Raw genomic sequence first — 18,091 nt, 5'->3', positions numbered from 1 at the left:
GACGCGGCCTGTCTGACGTAGCGCAATGACTGATTTTACGACTGCTTCGCAGCCGAACGCAGCCTCGCGGGCTCGGCAGCTGCTACAGATCGCATTACCGTTTAACTGACTGGCATTAGACCCGGGGGTGTTTAATTTTCCTGTTTGAAACTGATTCCTTCAGGCATTTCCTGACAGGTTTTCTGTTATGTCTGACCGCAACTCAGGCAATGTCTTACAAGACTTTACGACATCGGCGTAGCCCTTTAGTACAGGCATTTCGCCCCTTTTTCGGACACAGACAGACCACGCGAAAATTAACTAGACAGGCAGTGCGCGATAATTAAATACTCCTTTCAACGGACTGTTAAAACATGTTCCACGCTCATCCAGCAGGAGCCCGGATGCCCTTTCTCGAAACCCCGATCAATGCGCCTGGCCAGGCATCGCTTGCGGCCGAATCGCCCGCTCCTTGTTTAAAACGGTCCATCCCAAGAAACATCTGACAAGAAAAAGAGTGGCGCCTGACAACGTTCAGACGACCACCGATTTAATGTGTGGAAAAACCGATAGTGATAGTCAGGTTCGGCTCAAACCGCCGAATCGATTGATACAGGAGTGTCTCCATGCTGGTCTTGCGTCCAGTCGAGCTAGCTGATCTGCCCCAGTTGCAGAGGCTGGCTCGTGAAAGCCTCGTGGGCGTTACATCCCTGCCCGACGATAGCGAACGGTTGCGCGGAAAAATCCTCGATTCCTGTGTCTCGTTCGAGAAGGACGTCGAGGGTCATGGCCCGGAAAACTATTTCTTTGTACTCGAAGACCTGACGACGCAGCACCTGGTCGGCTGTTCGGAAATCCTCGCCACGGCGGGGTTCAACGAGCCGTTCTACAGCCTGCGCAACCGGCACTTCACCAGTGCCTCGAGGGAGCTGAACATCGAGCACGGTGTACCGGCCTTGTCGTTGTGTCACGACCTCAGTGGCCACACCTTGCTGCGGGGCTTCCATATCGATGCCGCGCGGGTACGCACCGCGCATTCCGAACTGCTGTCGCGGGCGCGCCTGTTGTTCATCGCCGCCCACGCCCGGCGTTTTTCCGAAACGGTGATCACCGAAATCRTCGGCTACAGCAGTGATGAAGGCCACTCGCCATTTTGGGATGCCGTGGGCAAGCATTTCTTCGACTTGCCCTACGTCGAGGCCGAACGGCTTTGCGGCCTGCAGAGCCGCACCTTTCTCGCCGAACTGATGCCGCAGTATCCGATTTACGTGCCCATGCTGCCCCAGGCGGCACAGGACTGCATCGGCAGCATCCACCCCGACGGCCAGGAAGCCTTCGATATCCTCGAACGTGAAGGCTTCGAAACCAACAGTTACATCGATCTGTTCGATGGAGGCCCTACACTGTACGCGCGCACGTCGGGCATTCGTTCCATCGCCCACAGCCAGTGCGGCGTAACGCAATCCGGACCGGTGATCGATGCCCGTGGCAGCTATCTGGTGAGCAACGACTCCTTGAAGGATTATCGGGCCATTGTCGTCGATCTTGACTACATCACCGGGCAACCCGTCACGCTGGACGCCGCCATGTGCAAGGCATTGAAGGTGACCGACGGCAGCCCGATCAGGCTGATCGCCCTGTGAATACCCGCCAGGGTCAACACCAACGTCCGAGTACACGCGAACAAGGAACAGCCGCATGATTGTCCGTCCGGTCCAGATCACCGACCTGCCCGCCGTGCTCACGCTGGTGCGCCAGGCCAGTCCGGGGCTCACCAGCCTGCCGGCCAACGAAGAGCGCCTGGCCCACCGTATCCGCTGGGCCCAACGCACCTTCGCCGGGCAGGTCGATCGCGCCGATGCCGAATATCTGTTCGTGCTCGAGGACGACGAGCAGCAAGTGGTGGGCGTCAGCGCCCTGACGGGTGGCGTCGGCCTGCGCGAGCCCTGGTACAACTACCGGGTCGGACTGACGGTCAGCACGTCACCGGACCTGGGCATCCAGCGCCAGATCCAGACCCTGTTCCTGAGCAATGAATTGACCGGGCAATCGGAAGTCTGCTCGTTGTACCTGCGCTCCGATCAGCGCCAGGGAAACAACGGCCGCCTGCTTTCGCTCGGGCGTTTTTTGTTTGTCGCCGAGTTTACGCAGTTGTTCGGCAACCGGCTCATCGCCGAATTACGCGGCAGTGCCGACGAGCGAGGTGGCTCGCCGTTCTGGGACAGCCTCGGCCGGCACTTTTTCAAGATGGACTTCAGCCACGCCGATCACTTGTCCGGGCTGGGCAACAAATCGTTCATCGCCGAACTGATGCCGCGCCAGCCGCTGTACACCTGCCTGCTCACCGAACAGGCCCAGGCGGTGATCGGCAAGGCCCACCCGAATACCGAGCCGGCCCTGAAAATTCTTAGCGCCGAAGGGTTTGCCCACCAAGGCTACATCGATATCTTCGACGGCGGACCGGTCCTTGAAGCCCCGGTTTCCGGGATCCGCACCGTGCGCGACAGCCAACCGCTGTCACTGGCCATCGGCTCGCCGGACGATAAAGCGCCCCTCTGGCTGATCCACAACCGCCGCCTGGAAAACTGTCGCATTACCTGCGCCCCGGCCCGACAGGTGGGCAACAGCCTGGTGGTTGATCGCCTGACCGCCAAGCGCTTGCAACTGCAACCCGGTGACTCGGTGCGCGCCGTGCCGCTGCTTGACCAACGGCTACAGGCCGTGGCGGCGTGACCTATCAGTTCCATCGTTGCGACGTCAATCGGCCTTACCCAGCAAATTCGTCATCATTCTCCCCCTGCGCGCGTGATAGCCTTTTATTTCTTTGGCGTTGACACTTTTGCTCAAGCCCTTCCATTCCATTGGTGGAACTCATATGTCCAGGCTTTCCCATCAAGATTTGCGCCGCAATTTTCGCCAACTGTTCGCCTCCAACACCTGCTACCACACGGCCTCGGTTTTCGATCCGATGTCGGCGCGCATTGCCGCCGACCTGGGCTTCGAAGTCGGGATCCTCGGTGGTTCGGTCGCATCGCTGCAAGTGCTGGGCGCCCCTGACTTTGCCTTGATCACCCTCAGCGAATTCGCTGAACAGGCCACCCGCATCGGCCGTGTCGCCCAGCTGCCGGTGATTGCCGACGCCGACCACGGCTACGGCAACGCGCTCAACGTCATGCGCACCATCGTCGAACTCGAACGTGCCGGCGTTGCTGCGCTGACCATCGAAGACACGCTGCTGCCCGCCCAGTTCGGCCGTAAGTCCACCGACCTGATCACGGTCGCCGAAGGCGTCGGCAAGATCCGCGCGGCACTGGAAGCCCGCTGCGATAAGGAAATGGCGATCATCGCCCGCACCCACGCCGGGATTCTGCCGGTGCAGGAAATCATCAGCCGCACCCGGCAATACCAGCGTGCCGGAGCCGACGGGATCTGCATGGTGGGCGTAAAGGACTTCGACCATCTGGAACAGATCGCCGAGCATCTGAGCGTGCCGCTGATGCTGGTGACCTACGGCAACCCGCTGCTACGCGATGACAAACGCCTGGCCGAACTGGGTGTACGCGTGACCATCGACGGCCATGGCGCGTACTTCGCCGCGATCAAGGCGACCTACGACAGCCTGCGCGAGCAACGCCAGATCCTCACCCAGACGTCGGACCTGAGCGCGACCGAGCTGACGCACACCTACACGCAACCCGAGGAATACATCCGCTTCGCGGAAGAGTTCATGAGCGTGAAGGAATGACGGTTTAAACCGACCCGCCGCCATCGTCGGATCGCCGCCCGGAGCAAGCCCGCTCCCACATTTGGATCGCGGCTGTACGCCAATGCCGTGCTCACCGCAATTCCCCTGTGGGAGCGAGCCTGCTCGCGATGAGGCCATCACAGCCAACATCCATGCCGCCTGATACGCCGCCATCGCGAGCAAGCCCGCTCCCACATTTGGATCGCGGCCGTACGCCAATGCCGTGCGCACCGCAATTCCCCTGTGGGAGCGAGCTTGCTCGCGATGAGGCCATCACAGCCAACATCCATGCCGCCTGACACTCTGCCTTCGCGAGCAAGCCCGCTCCCACATTTGGATCACGGCTGTACGCCAATGCCGTGCGCACCGCAATTCCCCTGTGGGAGCGAGCCTGCTCGCGATGAGGCCATCACAGCCAACATCCATACCGCCTGACCCGCCGCCTTCGTCGGATCGCCGCCCGGAGCAAGCCCGCTCCCGCAGGTTTTGCAGTGGACGTTCAGGCCGAGTCGAGCAGTTCGCGATAGGGTTTGCCATTACCGCAACAGATCACGCGGTTACGCCCGGTGGTCTTGGCTTCGTATAGCGCATGATCGGCGTCGTTGAGCCAAAGCGTCGCGTCGGTGTGCGCCGGATTGAATGACGCCAGGCCTATGCTCAGGCTGACTTTCAGCGCCGGATTCTGCTCGTACCCCAATGTGGCGAAGCGATCACGCAGGGCATCCATGACAGCGGCGGCGCGGTTCAGGGGCAGGTCCGGAAGGATCACGCAGAACTCGTCACCGCCGTAGCGCCCTGCCACATCGGTCGCTCGCAGGTTCTGCCTGAGCATTTTGCTCAACTGGCGCAAGACGATATCGCCGGCAACATGGCCGTAGGTGTCGTTGATGACTTTGAAATGGTCGATGTCGATCAGGGCAATCGCCCCGCCTTTTTGCTGGCGTTTGCAACGCTGGAACTCGACTTCCAGCTGGTCCTTCCAGGCGCCATGGTTCAGCAGGCCTGTCAGGCTGTCGGTGCGACTCAGTGCCAGCAGTTCACGCTTCTGAAGGCCGAGGGTATGGGTCTGGCGGAAGCAGATCCAGCCCAATGACAACGGATACAGGCACAGCAAAGGCAAACAGGCATAGAGTTGCACCGGGCTGGTGGCAGGAATGAGCGCCGGGGCAAAAATCTGCAAGCCAACGCAGAGGCCTAGCACTTGCGCGGCCGTCCCGGCCAGCAGGAAGCGCAAGCCACCGATGGCCACGTTGTGCATGGCCATCATGGAAATGGTGGTCGCGCTAGGCAATGGATTGAACTGCATGGCGGCAATCCAGAAGCCGCCGAGAAAGGCATCGATCAGCAGATTGCGGTGTTCGGCGTGATAAGGCTTGCTGGCCCGGCGCGCCCATTGGTAAGCCAGGTGCGGCCAGACCAGGCCATTGAACCACATGAATCCCCAGACCCAGGGCGCCGGATCGAGTGGATACATCGCCGCGCTCACACACACCAATCCCAAGGCTACCCCCAGGATTCGCGATGTATAGAGCCTCCTGGCCAATGAAAACCCCTGTCCTCCCGTTTTTGCCATAGGGCCTCTGTGCCACTCAACGGAATGCGATAACAGCCTGTGCCTATGCGCTGCAGTCTATCAGGGCGACATTAAATAGCCATCACCGGCTGGCGGGCTGAATATCCGCCTGTCACGCTCGAATAAATGCAAAAGCCTCCTCCAGAAACGGCTATACATGAAAGAAGGAGTTGATCAATGACCATAAGCGGAGGCCCATGCAGACCTTTCAAGTATTGATCATCGGCAGTGGGTTTGGCGGCCAATGTGCTGCAATTAATCTGCTCAAGGCCGGCATCGACGATTTCCGCCTGCTGGAGCGACGGGATTTCTTCGGTGGTACCTGGTGCCAGAACACCTATCCCGGTGCGGCGGTCGATGTGCCCTCACCGCTGTACTCATTGTCTTTCGCCCCGTATCGCTGGACGCAAATGTTCGCCGGGCAGGCCGAATTGCACCGCTACACCCGCCATGTGGTGGAGCACTTCGGCCTGCGGGACAAGGTGGAACTGAACGCAAATGTCGAGCGCGTAGAATGGGACGACGCCAACAAGCGCTGGACGGTGTACACCGCCAGCAAAGGCACGTTTTGCGCGCAGTTCCTGATCAACGCCACCGGGCCGCTGAGTCAACCGGTGGTTCCGCGCTTCGACGGACAGGAACGCTTTCAGGGCAAGACGTTTCACACCAACAACTGGGATCACAACTACGACTACCGGCAAAAACGCGTGGCCATCGTCGGCAGCGGCGCCAGTGCGGCCCAGGTCATTCCGGCCATTGCCACGGACGTCGGGCAGTTGCATGTGTTCCAGCGCACGCCCCACTGGGTGTTGCCCCGGGCAGACCGCAGATTCGGCCGCTTGCAGCGATGGTTGCTGGGTTTCAAGCCAGCCTACAAGCTGCTGCGCTGGGGGATCTACTGGCAATTCGAAACCCGGGTGATTGGCTTCAAGTATTCGAAGCCGGCCGTGCAAAGGGTCCAGCGCCAGGCCCTGCACTTTCTCAAACGCCAGGTGCCGGACGCCGAACTGCGGCGCAAACTCACGCCGGACTACACCATCGGCTGCAAACGGGTGATTCTGTCCAGCACGCTGTACCCGGCACTGACGCGCAGCAACGTAACGCTGCACAGCCGCGAGCAAGGCATCGCGGCCATCGACGAAACCGGCATCGTTACCCTCGATGGCCAACACATCGAAGTGGACCTGATCGTCTGGTCCACCGGCTACGACGCCACCGACGGGGTGATTTCCTACCCGGTAACGGGCAAGAACGGCACCCGTCTCAAGGAGGTCTGGGCGCCGTACCCGCGGGCCTACCTCGGCACCGCCCTGCCGGACTTTCCCAACCTGTTCATCGTCACCGGGCCGAACACCGGCATCGGCCACACCTCGGCGCTGTTCATCATCGAATCCCAGATGAATTACATCCTCGATTGCATTCGCACCTTGAAGGATCAAGGTTTACGCAGCATCGAAGTTCGCCATGAGGCGGAACGTACCTACACTGAAATGATCCACCGGGAAATGGAACGAACCGTGTGGAAGTCCGGTGGTTGCCACAGTTGGTATCAAAGCAAGAGCGGTCATGTGATTGCCATGTTTCCGGGGTTCAGCTTCAGCTTTCATCGCTTGACCCGAGCGCTGAAACCCGCCGATCACATTTTGTCCTGAGCTGATAGAAGGGAGACGCGTGATGCTTTTGTTGTTCGTCGTTCTCGCAGTGTTCGTCACCTGGAGCTGGCTGACCTACCCGGCCATCGGCTACTGGCTCTATGACCTGAACATGGCGGCCGAGGCCAAGCTGTACCGGCTGCACAAAATCGTCGTGCCCATCCCCGAGATGACCGTCTCGACCTGGCAAGGCGGGCCGTACGAAGCCACCAGCAATGTGCTGATGCTCCATGGCTTCAGCGCCGACAAAAACCTCTGGCTGCGTTTCGCCCGGCACTTTGTCGGCAGCCATCGAGTGATCATCCCGGACATCGCCGGCCATGGCGAAACCGGCTTCAAGGCAGGCGGCGGCTACGACATCCCGCTGCAGGCCAAGCGCATGATCCAGCTGCTGGATGTGTGCGGCGTCGAAAAAGTCCATGTCATCGGCAATTCCATGGGTGGCTACATGGCGGCGTGGCTCGCGGCCACTTACCCCGAGCGCATTGTGTCCGTGGCGCTGATCGACCCGGCCGGGGTCACCGCGCCCGAGCCCAGTGACCTCGAACGGCATTTGGCCAAGGGCCACAACCCGTTTCTGATTCACTCGCGCGAAGAATTCCAGCGTTTCTACGCCATGACCATGGCTTCACCGCCCTGGGTACCGAAGCTCGTGCTCGATGCCGTCGCCCAGCGTTATGAACAGTCTCGCGAGGAACTGGAAGAAATCTTCCGGGATTTTCGCGCCAGCCCGCCGATGGAACCGCACCTGCCCGACATCACCGCCCCGGCCCTGTTGCTGTGGGGGCGCAAAGACCGGCTGATCGATGTCAGCAGCGTGTCGGTCTGGAGCAAGGGCATCGCCGACTTGCGCGTGCATATCTGGGACGCCGTCGGGCACATGCCCATGGTGGAAGCACCCACCGGTTCGGCGCGGCTGTATCGCGAGTTTTTGGCATCGCTGCGCTCGGAGAGCCCGCAGGATCAACGACTGCACTAGGGGGCGTTCTCAATTAGTTTCCCCACAGCTTTAAAGCACAACCCGAAGGGCCGGGCCTGCTGTTGTGCAGGGCTGCGTTACTCGAAGCTGATTTGGAATGACCAAACTGCGCTTCTCGCGCCTTGCCCTGCACAACAGCAGACCCGGCGCGGTAGGGAAACTAATTGAGAACGCCCCCTGGACATGCAGTCCTTTGCAGAATGAAGTTCGTCAGAAACTTCGTTTGTCGGCGTCGCTGAAGGCTGCGATCTTTCGTCCATCCTTTACGTCACCGCGCCAGGAATCCTGTTCATGAACCACCCGAACTTCGTCAGCCCTGACCTGATCCGCCAACGCTTCTCCAAAGCGATGTCCGACATGTATCGCGAGGAAGTGCCGTTGTACGGCGCGTTGATGGAACTGGTGGAGCAGACTAACCGCCACGTGCTGGACAGCGATCCGCAAATCTTGCAGCAGCTCAAGAGCACCGGCGAAATCGAGCGACTGGACCTGGAGCGTCATGGGGCGATCCGCGTCGGAACGGCCGATGAACTGGCAACCCTCGCCCGCCTGTTCGCGGTGATGGGCATGCAACCTGTGGGTTACTACGACCTGACACCGGCCGGCGTGCCGGTACATTCCACGGCGTTTCGCGCGGTGCATGAAGCGTCGTTGCAGGTCAGCCCGTTCCGGGTATTCACCTCGCTGTTGCGCCTGGAACTGATCGAAGACCTGGAGCTGCGAGCGTTCGCCCAGTCGATGCTCGACCAGCGCTCGATCTTCACTCCCACGGCCCTCACGCTCATCGAGCGTGCCGAATCCCTGGGGGGCCTGACCGAGCAGGAAGCCGGGGAATTCGTCGAACAGGCACTGGAAACGTTCCGCTGGCACCACAGCGCCACCGTCACCGCCGAGCAATATCAAAGGCTCAGCGCCCAGCATCGTCTGATCGCCGACGTGGTGGCGTTCAAGGGCCCGCACATCAACCACCTGACACCGCGGACCCTGGACATCGACATCGTGCAGGCACAAATGCCGGCCCATGGCATCACCCCCAAAGCGGTGATCGAAGGCCCGCCCCGCCGCCAGTGCCCGATCCTGCTGCGCCAGACCAGCTTCAAGGCTCTGGACGAGCCGATTGCCTTCACCGATCAAAACGAGGCTCACGGCAGCCACAGTGCCCGTTTCGGCGAAATCGAACAGCGCGGTGCCGCCCTCACGCCCAAAGGCCGCGCACTGTACGACCGCTTGCTCAATGCCGCACGGGACGAGCTCAAGGACTTCCCCAACGAAGCCAACGCCGCGCGTTACAACGCCCTGATGGTGCAGCATTTCAACGAATTCCCCGACACCTGGGAAGGGATGCGCCAACAGGGCCTGGCTTACTTCCGCTACTTTGTGACGGAAAAAGGCCTGGCGGCGGGCGACCTGAAAAACGCCGCCCTGGACGACCTGCTCGGCAGCGGTTACCTGCGGGTTGAACCGCTGGTGTACGAAGACTTCCTGCCGGTCAGCGCGGCGGGGATTTTTCAGTCGAACCTGGGGGACGCGGCGCAAACCCGTTACGGCGCGCATGCCAACCAGCAGGCGTTCGAACAGGCCCTGGGGCGTTCGACGATCGATGAGTTGGGCCTGTATGCCGAGAGCCAGCGGCGTTCGATCGAACAGTGCTTCGCCGCGTTGGCCGATGTTGTTCAAGTCAATAAAAAAACGGGCGACCTACAGCCCTGATGCCGATCAGTTAAGCGGTAATGCGATCTGTAGCAGCTGCCGAGCCCGCGAGGCTGCGTTCGGCTGCATGGCAGTCGTGAGTCCGGCTGACGCGGCCTGCCTGACGTAGCGCAATGACTGATTTTACGACTGCTTCGCAGCCGAACGCAGCCTCGCGGGCTCGGCAGCTGCTACAAAGGGTGTCGCGGCTGAAATTGCCTAACTGACTGGCATTAGCCTGCAGGTCGCCCGTTTTTTTTATATCCGAAACTTTCAATACAGCCAATAAAGTGTTCGCCCAGTGCAATGGCCTCGGCAATCCATGCACTGGTAAAGAGCCCTGACACTGGGCGAACGGAAAGTATTTTAGTAGAAGTGGCTAAATATTTCCGTGCGGTAAAGATGAAATTTATCGACATAATATTTAATAAAATGTCGACTTAAATCCAATCCCGCACCGTGCCACAAACTCACCAGTTCGACCATACGAGCTGATTATTCCTATGCAAAATTTGCACAATAATAATCAGCCCATATAGAGTCATTACTCAATCTCAGTGCTTGCTGGTCACCGTCAATATATCGGTATAAACCACGTTAACGCTTTGCCCGACTTTCAAGTCCTTGAGTTTGGCCTGGACCTCAGGACGTTTCACGTCGACGGTCTTGGACTGGCCTTCCGGGTTTTCGAAGGTCACCTGGTGTTTCTTCAGGTCAATGTGGGTGATTTTCAGCTGCACTTTCACCTGACGGTACGCTTCGCCGCCCGGGTTGGCGCTACCTGGTGCAGCACGCACTTCACCGGTGGCTTCGGCGGTGCCGGGCAGGCCTTTGTCGATATCGGTGTCGAGGTAGGCTGCAACGGCGCTGGTGACCCTGATGTCGACCGTATCGCCGGCTTTGAGGTTTTTGAGATTTTTCGCCTTGTCGGTCAATTGCACAGGGAACTCATTACCCTGCGGGCCTTTGAGGACCACGGAATGGTTCGCGGCATCAACCGAAACGACTTTGGTGGAGACCTGATCAGCCACCACGACTTCGGACAACGGAATATCGGCGGCAACCGCGCCAAAACTGGCGGCAGACAGCAAGGTAGCGAGGGTGATGGCTTTGGTCAGTGCATGGCGTTTCATAGGCAGAACATTCCCTGTGATAGATGGCAACAGACGGCGTTGAAGCCGGGCTCAACGCCATGTGTGGGATGAGCATAGACGCTGTTCAGCGAGTGGTCGTGGCGGGCTGCTGATTTTCTAATACCCGGTCATTTCCAGATAGCCGTTCCCTGCATGGCTGCCACTGAGGCGCACCGGGCCTTCCCAATATGGAATGCGCAAATCCATCCAGGCCTTGGGATTGAGCGCGGTGATGGCGATATCGAGGTGTTTGGCGGGGATCTTGATCGACCAGCGAATGGGCATTTCGCGCCCGGCAACGCTGGCGGTGTCTTGCGGCGTGAGGCTAATGTCACTGGCCTGCAGCCGTTGGGTCTGGCCCCGGGCGTCGATCCAGGTGCCGGTGAGGTAAGGTTCGCCGTCCTTTTGCCGCATGCGATACAGCATCACCTGTTCGCCGCTGTCCAGGTGCAGGGAAAACCAGTCCCAACCGCTCTGGTTGGCAGTCAGGGGCTGGCTGCTCCATTCCCGGTCTAGCCAGGCCGGGCCACTGACCTGAAAGGTTTTGCCGTCGATTTCCAGGGTGCCGCTGGCCTGGAAAAACGGCTGGCTGTAGTAGTAAGAGGCCTGGCCCTGTTCGGATTTCTGGCTGAAGCCCCGATCCCCCTGAAGCACCAGCGGCCCTGTCGCGGTCAACCGCAGCCGGTAGCTGAATCGCTGGTCGCGGGCACTGAGTAGCACGTCAGCCAACGGGTCGTCGGCCGTCGCCTGGCTGCGCAATTGCCAGTCGTCGATCCACGCATTGAACGGCGCAACGCTGACACCGGCCTGACCGACGCCGCCACGGGCATAACGTTCGGCCGCGTGATGCGCCGTCACCGATGTCACCGCCGCGTGGCCGAGCCAGATTGTCTGATTCTGCCAACCCGCCACCTCTGGGGTGGCTTTCAACGCGCTGCGGAACAACGTCCATTGCGCGCCGAACTCATGGCCCTGATCGTCCTTCAGGTTAGCCGTGACGTACCACCATTCGATGCGAAAGCCGTCGTGCGGGCCGTGATCCACCGGGAAGCTGAACACCCGACCGGGCACCACCTTGGTGAACGCAGCGGCCTGGTTACCCATTCCGGCAAATCCCTTTTGCTCCGGTGTCGATTGATCGCAGCCACTCAACAGCAGCACCAGCAGCGCCAGGAGCAAGACGCCGAGATTAATTTTCATGGGCAAACGTCCGCAGCAGGTCCGCCGGTTGTGTGCGGTACAAACGATACAGCGGCCAGGCCGAGGCCAGTAACGTCGCCACCAGCGCCAGCCCCATCAATTGCAACAGTTGCACGGGAAACACCCGCAACGGCAGGCGCCAGCCAAAGGCCTGCACGTTGATCACCGTGTCCAGGCACCACGCCAGGGCGATGCCCAGCGGCAACGCCAGCACCAGGGTCAGCAACGCCAGCAACCAGGTTTGCCCGAGGTTGAGCAACATCAAATGCCGACGCGTCACCCCCAGCGCCCACAACGGCGCCAGTTGCCCGAGACGGCTCTGGCTCTGGGTCAATAGACTGATGAACAGCGCCACCCCGGCCACGCACAGCGTCAGGCTGTTGAGCGCGGCGGTGGCGGCGAAGGTGCGTTCGAAGACTTGCGTGGACCAGCCCTTGAGCCGCGCCTGATCGACGATACGGCTGTCGTCCAGGGTAAACCGCGCCTGCAACGCCGTGACGAACGCCGGGATCGACGCCGGGTCGATGCGCAGGTTGAAGCGGTTCGGCGTCAGTTGCGGCCAGCCGCGCAACAGGTGGTTGATGTTGACCAGAACGTGGCCCTTGGGGTTGCCATAGTCGGCGTAGATCCCGACGATCCGTGGCGACCACGGGCCAGTAGGCGTCGGCAGCGTCAGGTGATCGCCCAGTTGCACTTGCAGGCGCCGGGCCAGTTGTTCGCTGAGCATCACCGCATCGTCCTTGGCCAGTCGTTCCCAAGGGTTGTCGCCCAAGGCTTCGAGCAACGGCCAGTGCTGGCGATAGGTGGGGTGGTCGATGATCCCGGACAGGTCCGTCGGCCAGCCCTGCAACTGGATCGACACCTGCCAGTTGGGCAGCACCGCCGCCAGTTGCGGCTGCTGGTTGAGCCAGCCGTGCAGCTCCCGGGCCTGGGCCGGGTTTTGTGGATTGAGGTAAAGCTCGGCCGTCAGCCGTTGCTCGAGCCAGTCGCTGAAGGTTTGGCGAAACCCTGCGGTCATGCTGCCGGCACCGATGTTCGCCGCCATGGCCAGCAGCAGCGCCATCAACGCCAGGCTCAGGGCCGGCAGTTGCTGGCGGCAATCGGCGACAAACCATTGGCCAAGCACCGAGCGACTGTGCTGCGAGCCGAGACTGAGCAGCGCGCTGAGCACCACCGGCAGTGCCAGTGCGGCGCCGATCAACAGCGCCGCCATCAACACGAAGCCACTGACCAGGCTGTCGCCGAAGATCAACGCCAGCAGCGCTATCAGCCCGGCCATTGCCGCCACCCCACCCTGGCGCCGCAACCAGCGGGCATGGGCCTGATGCCAGGCCTGCGGGTCGGCCAGTGCCAGCAAGGGCAAGCGCGCCGCCCGCAGCAGACTGTTGGCCCCGGCCAGCAACGCGCCGATCAGACTCAGGCCGATACCACTGAACCACCATGTCAGGCTGAGGCTCAACTGCCCCGCCACTTCGGCGCCATACAAGCCACGCAGGCTGGCGGCGACATCCGGCAACAGCACGCTGGCCAGCAGGTAGCCGCTGACCACCCCGGCCACACCGCCGATCAGGGCCAATCCGCCCAATTCGACGGCGAGACAAGCCACCAGCATCCGCGCGCTCACACCGCAGGCACGCAGGGTCCGAAGCAAGCCGCGCCGTTGCTCCAGCGCCAGCCCGATGGCGGCGTTCACGATAAACAGACCCACCACGAACGACAGCACCCCCAGGGCATCGAGGTTCAGGTGAAAGCTCTCGGTCAGGCGCGTCAGGTTGTTTTCTTCGCCGGCGCTCTTGAATTGCAGCTGCCCCTTGAACGGCTCCGGCAGCGTCGCGGTGAAATCCTTCGGCAACAGCAGTCGCGACAGTTGCTCCGGCAACCCCAGAATCTGCTGGGCAAAACCGATGTCCACCAGCAGCACGCCGGGCGCCATGTCGGCCTGCACATGCAGAGGCGGCAGTGCCGCGCCAGCCAGGTTCATTGGTCGGTCACCTTCGCGCAAACCCAGTGCCTGCAAGGTCTGCGAAGATATCCAGGTACTGCCCGGCGGACTGAAAAATCCGACCACCTGTTCAATCGCCAAGGCCTGCCCGGCCACCGCCGCGCCCGCCGGCAGCGACACCGGCTCGATGCCCATCAACTGCAAGCGCTGCTCTTCGTGCCCCTTGAGCGTGACCCGCCCTTGCAGCACCGGTGACACAGGCCACCCCGCGCGGCGCAGATCGATAAACCATTGCTGGGGGAACGTACCGCCACCGGGCGCACCAAGGCTGGCCTGGGGTTCGCCGCCGATCATTTGACTGGCGCGGGCATAACTGTCGCGTGCCTGGCTGTTGAGTGCCTGGACCCCGGTCAGCAGACCGGTGGCCAGCCACAGCCCGGTCAGCACACTGAAAAACTGCACCGGGTGCTGCCGCCAATGGCTGAGCAGCGCGCGCAGGGTTTCGCCAAAGATGCGCATGTCAGCGCTCGCCCACACCGGCCAGACGACCACCGCACAGCAGCGCTTTTTCCGCCAGCCGTGCGGCCACGCCGGGACTGTGGGTGACCATCAACAGGCTGGTGGGGCTGTCGTCGAGCAATTCCAGCAGCAACTGCAACACCTCGGCGCCGGTGGTTTCATCGAGGCTGCCGGTGGGCTCGTCGGCCAGCAGCAATGGCGGGCGCGATGCCAACGCCCGACCCAGCGCAACCCGTTGCTGCTGGCCGCCGGACAGTTGCTCCGGGTAACGCCGCAGCAGCTCACCCAAGCCCAGGCGCCGCACCAGATGCGCCTGCCAGCGTGGGTCATGGCGCCCCGCCAGGCGTGCCTGAATCGCCAGATTGTCTTCGACCCGCAGGCTGCCGATCAGGTTGAACTGCTGGAACACCAGGCCGATTTCAGTACGGCGCCAGTTCGCCAGTTGGCCTTCATTCATCCGTTCCAGGCAATGCTCGCCACTGCGGATGCTGCCGCGATCGACCTTGTCCAGCCCGGCGATCAGGTGCAGCAAGGTGCTTTTGCCACTGCCCGATTCGCCCATCAGCGCCAGGCTGCTGCCGGGCTTGAGCGTCAGGTCGACGCCTTGCAGCACCGGCAGCGGTCCCTGCGGTGTGGCGTAGCTTTTGAAAACGCCATGGACTTCAAGCATGGGTCAACCTGCTGGATATGCGTGGCTCAAGGATAGCGGCCCTGAATGTTTTTTGTCCGTTGCTGATGATCGCCCTGCCCGTGCCCCGCCCTACCCTCGAAGCTGGTCTAACCATAACGATAAAAAACGGAGACGCCATGCCTCGTTTCACCTTGAGCCCTCGTGGGCTGCTTGCTTGCCTGATCACTGCCTGCCTTGCGCAACCGGTGGTAGCCGCCGATGCACCGGTCGCGGCCAGCCCGCAAACCACGGCCAGTAACGCCGCCGTGCTGCAACAACTGCCCTTCACCGACCGCACCGACTACGAGTCGGTCACCAAGGGGCTGATCGCACCCTTCAAGGGCCAGGTCAAGGACGCCTCGGGCAAGGTCATCTGGGATATCCAGGCCTATGACTTCCTCGCCAAAGACCAGGCCCCGGAGTCGGTCAACCCGAGCCTCTGGCGCCTGGCCCAACTCAGCGCCCATGCCGGTCTGTTCGAAGTCAGCCCACGGCTGTATCAGGTGCGCGGCCTCGACCTGGCGAACATGACCATCATCGAAGGCGACGACGGGCTGATCATCATCGACCCGCTGACCATGGCCGAAACCGCCAAGGCGGCACTGGACCTGTACTACCAGAACCGCCCGCACAAACCGGTGGTCGCGGTGATCTACAGCCACACCCACGTCGACCACTTCGGTGGCGTGCGCGGGGTCATCGACGAGGCCGACGTCAAGGCCGGCAAGGTCAAGGTGTTCGCCCCCGCCGGGTTCATGGAACACGTGATGAGCGAGAACGTCTACGCCGGCAACGCCATGAGCCGCCGCGCGCAGTTCCAGTTCGGCAGCCTGCTGCCCCGTGGCGAAAAAGGCCAGGTCGATGCCGGCCTGGGCAAGAGCACGCCGAGTGGCGGCACCGTCACCCTGATCCCGCCCACCGACCTGATCGACAAGGAACTGGAAACCCGCACCATCGCCGGCCTCGACGTGGAATTCCAGTTGACCCCCGGCACCGAGGCGCCGGCGGAAATGAACCTGTACCTGCCGCAATTACGCGCCTTGTGCATGGCGGAAAACGCCACGCAAATGATGCACAACATCCTCACCCCGCGCGGCGCGCAAGTGCGGGACGCCAAGGCCTGGGCCGAGTACCTGGACGGCAGCCTGGCGCGGTACGGCGACAAGAGCGACGTGCTGTTCGCCCAGCACAACTGGCCGACCTGGGGTAGCGAACGCATCCGCACGTTCCTCGCCGACCAGCGCGACATGTACGCCTTCCTCAATGACCGCACCTTGCACCTGCTGAACCAGGGCCTGACGCCGCTGGAAATCGCCGACTCGATCAAGAAGCTGCCCGGCAACCTGGACCAGAAGTGGTACACCCGTGGCTACTACGGTTCACTGAGTTTCAACACCCGTGCGGTGTATCAGCGCTACATGGGTTTCTATGACGGCAACCCGGCCAACCTCAATCCGCTGCCGCCAGTGGAAACGGCCAAGCGCTCGGTCGAAGCCATGGGCGGCGAATCGGCAGTACTGGGGAAAATGCAGGCAGCAATGGCCAAGGGTGAATACCGCTGGGCCGCGCAACTGGGCAATCAGTTGCTGTTCGCCAACCAGGACAACGCCGATGCCCGCAAAGCCCAGGCCGAGGCGCTGGAGCAACTGGGTTATCAAAGCGAAAACGCCACCTGGCGCAACATGTACCTGACCGGTGCCATGGAACTGCGCACCGGCGTGCCACCCCATGCCGGCACTTCGGTGTCGGTGGACATGGTGCGGGCGATGAGCCCGCAGATGTTCTTCGACTTCCTGGCAGTGCGTCTGGACAGCGAAAAAGCCGTAGGCCATGACCTGACCCTGAACTGGACTTTCGATGACCTGAACAAGGACTACAACCTGACCCTGCGCAATGGCGTGCTGACCCACCGCACCGGCCTCAACGCCCAGGCGGATGCCAGCGTAACCATGAGCAAGACCACTCTGGAACAGATCAGCCTCAAGCAACTGGATATCCCCACGGCGATCCAGAAAGGCCTGATCAAGTTGCAAGGCAATGGCAAGAAGCTTGGGGAGCTGATGACCAGCCTCGATACCTTTGCGCCGCAGTTCAATATCGTTACGCCGTGAAACCAGGCTCGCTGCCACAGGATGAATGCAGTACCTGTGGGAGCGGGCTTGCCCGCGAAGGCTTTGTGTCAGGCGATGAGCATTTTGAGGGTGTACATATCCATTTCTGCGGTAACGGCGGCTTACGGTTCCGCTCTTACAGCGGGTCACTTTCGAAGAGCGCGAAAGTAACCAAAGCGCTTTGCCCCTGACGTTCGGTGCCTCGCCAAGGCTCGGCATCCCCTCGCTCCGGTCCTGCTCCGTGGGCCCGCCGCCATCGGCCATCCATGGCCGGCGGCGGCTAACCCGGCATCCATGCCGGGTTGCCCACTGCGCAGAACCGGAACGAAGCCTCTCGAGGGGGCAAGAAGATCAAGATCAAAAGCCAAAGCCAAAGCCAAAGCCAAAGCCAAAGCCAAAGCCAAAGCCAAAGCCAAAGCCAAAGCCAAAGCCAAAGCCAAAGCCAAAACGAGGCAGCCTGCTGGCCGGCTTGATCACAACTGAACTCGTTTCCCTGTAGGAGCGACGGTGCGGCGATCCGACTTGCTCGCGAAAAACGTCTGAACAACGCGATCAATCAGTCAGCACGCGTTATCGTTGACGCCCATCGCGAGCAAGCTCGCTCCTACAGAAAAGCAACGGCCGGTCGGCGTACACCCATGCTCTTCACCACTCATCAGGCCGAGCGTTAGCTCGCCTGCAGCTCTTGATCTTGATCCACCCGCCCCCTCGGCAGGCTGAGTGGAGGCGTTCATCCGGGGGGAGGCGCGTAGCGCCGTTCGGCGCAGCCGAACACATCGAGAGGAGGTCGCGCGAAGCCGACCGGAGGCGATGCCCCCGGATGAATGCCGGAGCGAAGGAACCCCGAGCCTAAGCGAGGGGCCGTACGTCAGGGGCGAGCGTTTTTTTGCTTACTTTTT

The 18,091-nt window shown here is 61.4% G+C and carries 12 protein-coding genes; 7 read left to right on the top strand and 5 right to left on the bottom strand.

Annotated features, from left to right (window positions below; translation table 11 throughout):
• Positions 1-605: 605 nt before the first annotated feature.
• The 3 genes from AB4Z35_RS28555 to AB4Z35_RS28545 all read left to right on the top strand — a co-directional run bounded on the left by AB4Z35_RS28555 (position 606) and on the right by AB4Z35_RS28545 (position 3,724).
• Positions 606-1,622 carry an arginine N-succinyltransferase gene (locus AB4Z35_RS28555; RefSeq protein ID WP_442100905.1) on the top strand — a complete coding sequence of 339 codons (1,017 nt, stop codon included), beginning with the start codon at positions 606-608 and terminating at the stop codon, positions 1,620-1,622.
• A gap of 55 nt (positions 1,623-1,677) precedes the next feature.
• Entirely contained in the window at positions 1,678-2,712 is a 1,035-nt protein-coding gene (gene astA / locus AB4Z35_RS28550; protein WP_442100903.1) for an arginine N-succinyltransferase, read from the top strand.
• Positions 2,713-2,854: 142 nt separating this feature from the next.
• Positions 2,855-3,724 carry an isocitrate lyase/PEP mutase family protein gene (locus AB4Z35_RS28545; protein ID WP_007996313.1) on the top strand — a complete coding sequence of 290 codons (870 nt, stop codon included), beginning with the start codon at positions 2,855-2,857 and terminating at the stop codon, positions 3,722-3,724.
• Positions 3,725-4,223: 499 nt separating this feature from the next.
• On the opposite strand, the gene AB4Z35_RS28540 is transcribed toward AB4Z35_RS28545, so the two are convergent.
• Complete coding sequence (locus tag AB4Z35_RS28540) at positions 4,224-5,297, bottom strand: diguanylate cyclase (protein ID WP_442100901.1); 1,074 nt, start codon at positions 5,295-5,297, stop codon at positions 4,224-4,226.
• 197 nt (positions 5,298-5,494) lie between these two features.
• Between AB4Z35_RS28540 and AB4Z35_RS28535 the strand changes: the two genes are divergently transcribed.
• From AB4Z35_RS28535 to hglS, 3 genes are all read left to right on the top strand, one after another.
• A complete protein-coding gene (locus AB4Z35_RS28535) occupies positions 5,495-6,949 on the top strand; it encodes a flavin-containing monooxygenase (RefSeq protein ID WP_442100899.1) in 1,455 nt (484 codons plus the stop codon).
• 22 nt (positions 6,950-6,971) lie between these two features.
• Complete coding sequence (locus AB4Z35_RS28530; protein ID WP_442100897.1) at positions 6,972-7,928, top strand: alpha/beta fold hydrolase; 957 nt, start codon at positions 6,972-6,974, stop codon at positions 7,926-7,928.
• Between the two features lie 291 nt (positions 7,929-8,219).
• Complete coding sequence (gene hglS, locus AB4Z35_RS28525; protein WP_442100895.1) at positions 8,220-9,638, top strand: 2-oxoadipate dioxygenase/decarboxylase HglS; 1,419 nt, start codon at positions 8,220-8,222, stop codon at positions 9,636-9,638.
• Positions 9,639-10,171: 533 nt separating this feature from the next.
• Here the strand turns inward: hglS and AB4Z35_RS28520 are convergent.
• The 4 genes from AB4Z35_RS28520 to AB4Z35_RS28505 form a co-directional block, all read right to left on the bottom strand.
• Positions 10,172-10,750 (bottom strand): hypothetical protein, encoded by a 579-nt coding sequence (locus tag AB4Z35_RS28520; RefSeq protein ID WP_442100893.1) that lies wholly within the window; start codon positions 10,748-10,750, stop codon positions 10,172-10,174.
• A 117-nt stretch (positions 10,751-10,867) separates the two neighbouring features.
• Positions 10,868-11,950: a lipocalin-like domain-containing protein gene (locus AB4Z35_RS28515; RefSeq protein WP_442100891.1), complete on the bottom strand. Its 1,083-nt coding sequence runs from the start codon at positions 11,948-11,950 to the stop codon at positions 10,868-10,870.
• Positions 11,940-14,411 carry an ABC transporter permease gene (locus AB4Z35_RS28510; RefSeq protein ID WP_442100889.1) on the bottom strand — a complete coding sequence of 824 codons (2,472 nt, stop codon included), beginning with the start codon at positions 14,409-14,411 and terminating at the stop codon, positions 11,940-11,942. The genes AB4Z35_RS28515 and AB4Z35_RS28510 overlap by 11 nt, the downstream gene beginning before the upstream one ends.
• Position 14,412: 1 nt before the next feature.
• On the bottom strand, positions 14,413-15,081 hold the full coding sequence (locus AB4Z35_RS28505; protein ID WP_007998320.1) for an ABC transporter ATP-binding protein: 669 nt from the start codon (positions 15,079-15,081) through the stop codon (positions 14,413-14,415).
• A gap of 137 nt (positions 15,082-15,218) precedes the next feature.
• On the opposite strand from AB4Z35_RS28505, the gene AB4Z35_RS28500 reads away from it, so the two are divergent.
• Positions 15,219-17,192 (top strand): alkyl/aryl-sulfatase, encoded by a 1,974-nt coding sequence (locus AB4Z35_RS28500; RefSeq protein WP_442100886.1) that lies wholly within the window; start codon positions 15,219-15,221, stop codon positions 17,190-17,192.
• The last annotated feature ends 899 nt before the right edge of the window (positions 17,193-18,091 follow it).

This window comes from Pseudomonas sp. KB_15 (assembly GCF_052114525.1).
Classification (GTDB): domain Bacteria; phylum Pseudomonadota; class Gammaproteobacteria; order Pseudomonadales; family Pseudomonadaceae; genus Aquipseudomonas.
Note: the sequence above shows the minus strand (reverse complement) of the source record. Positions and strands in the feature narration are given on the sequence as shown.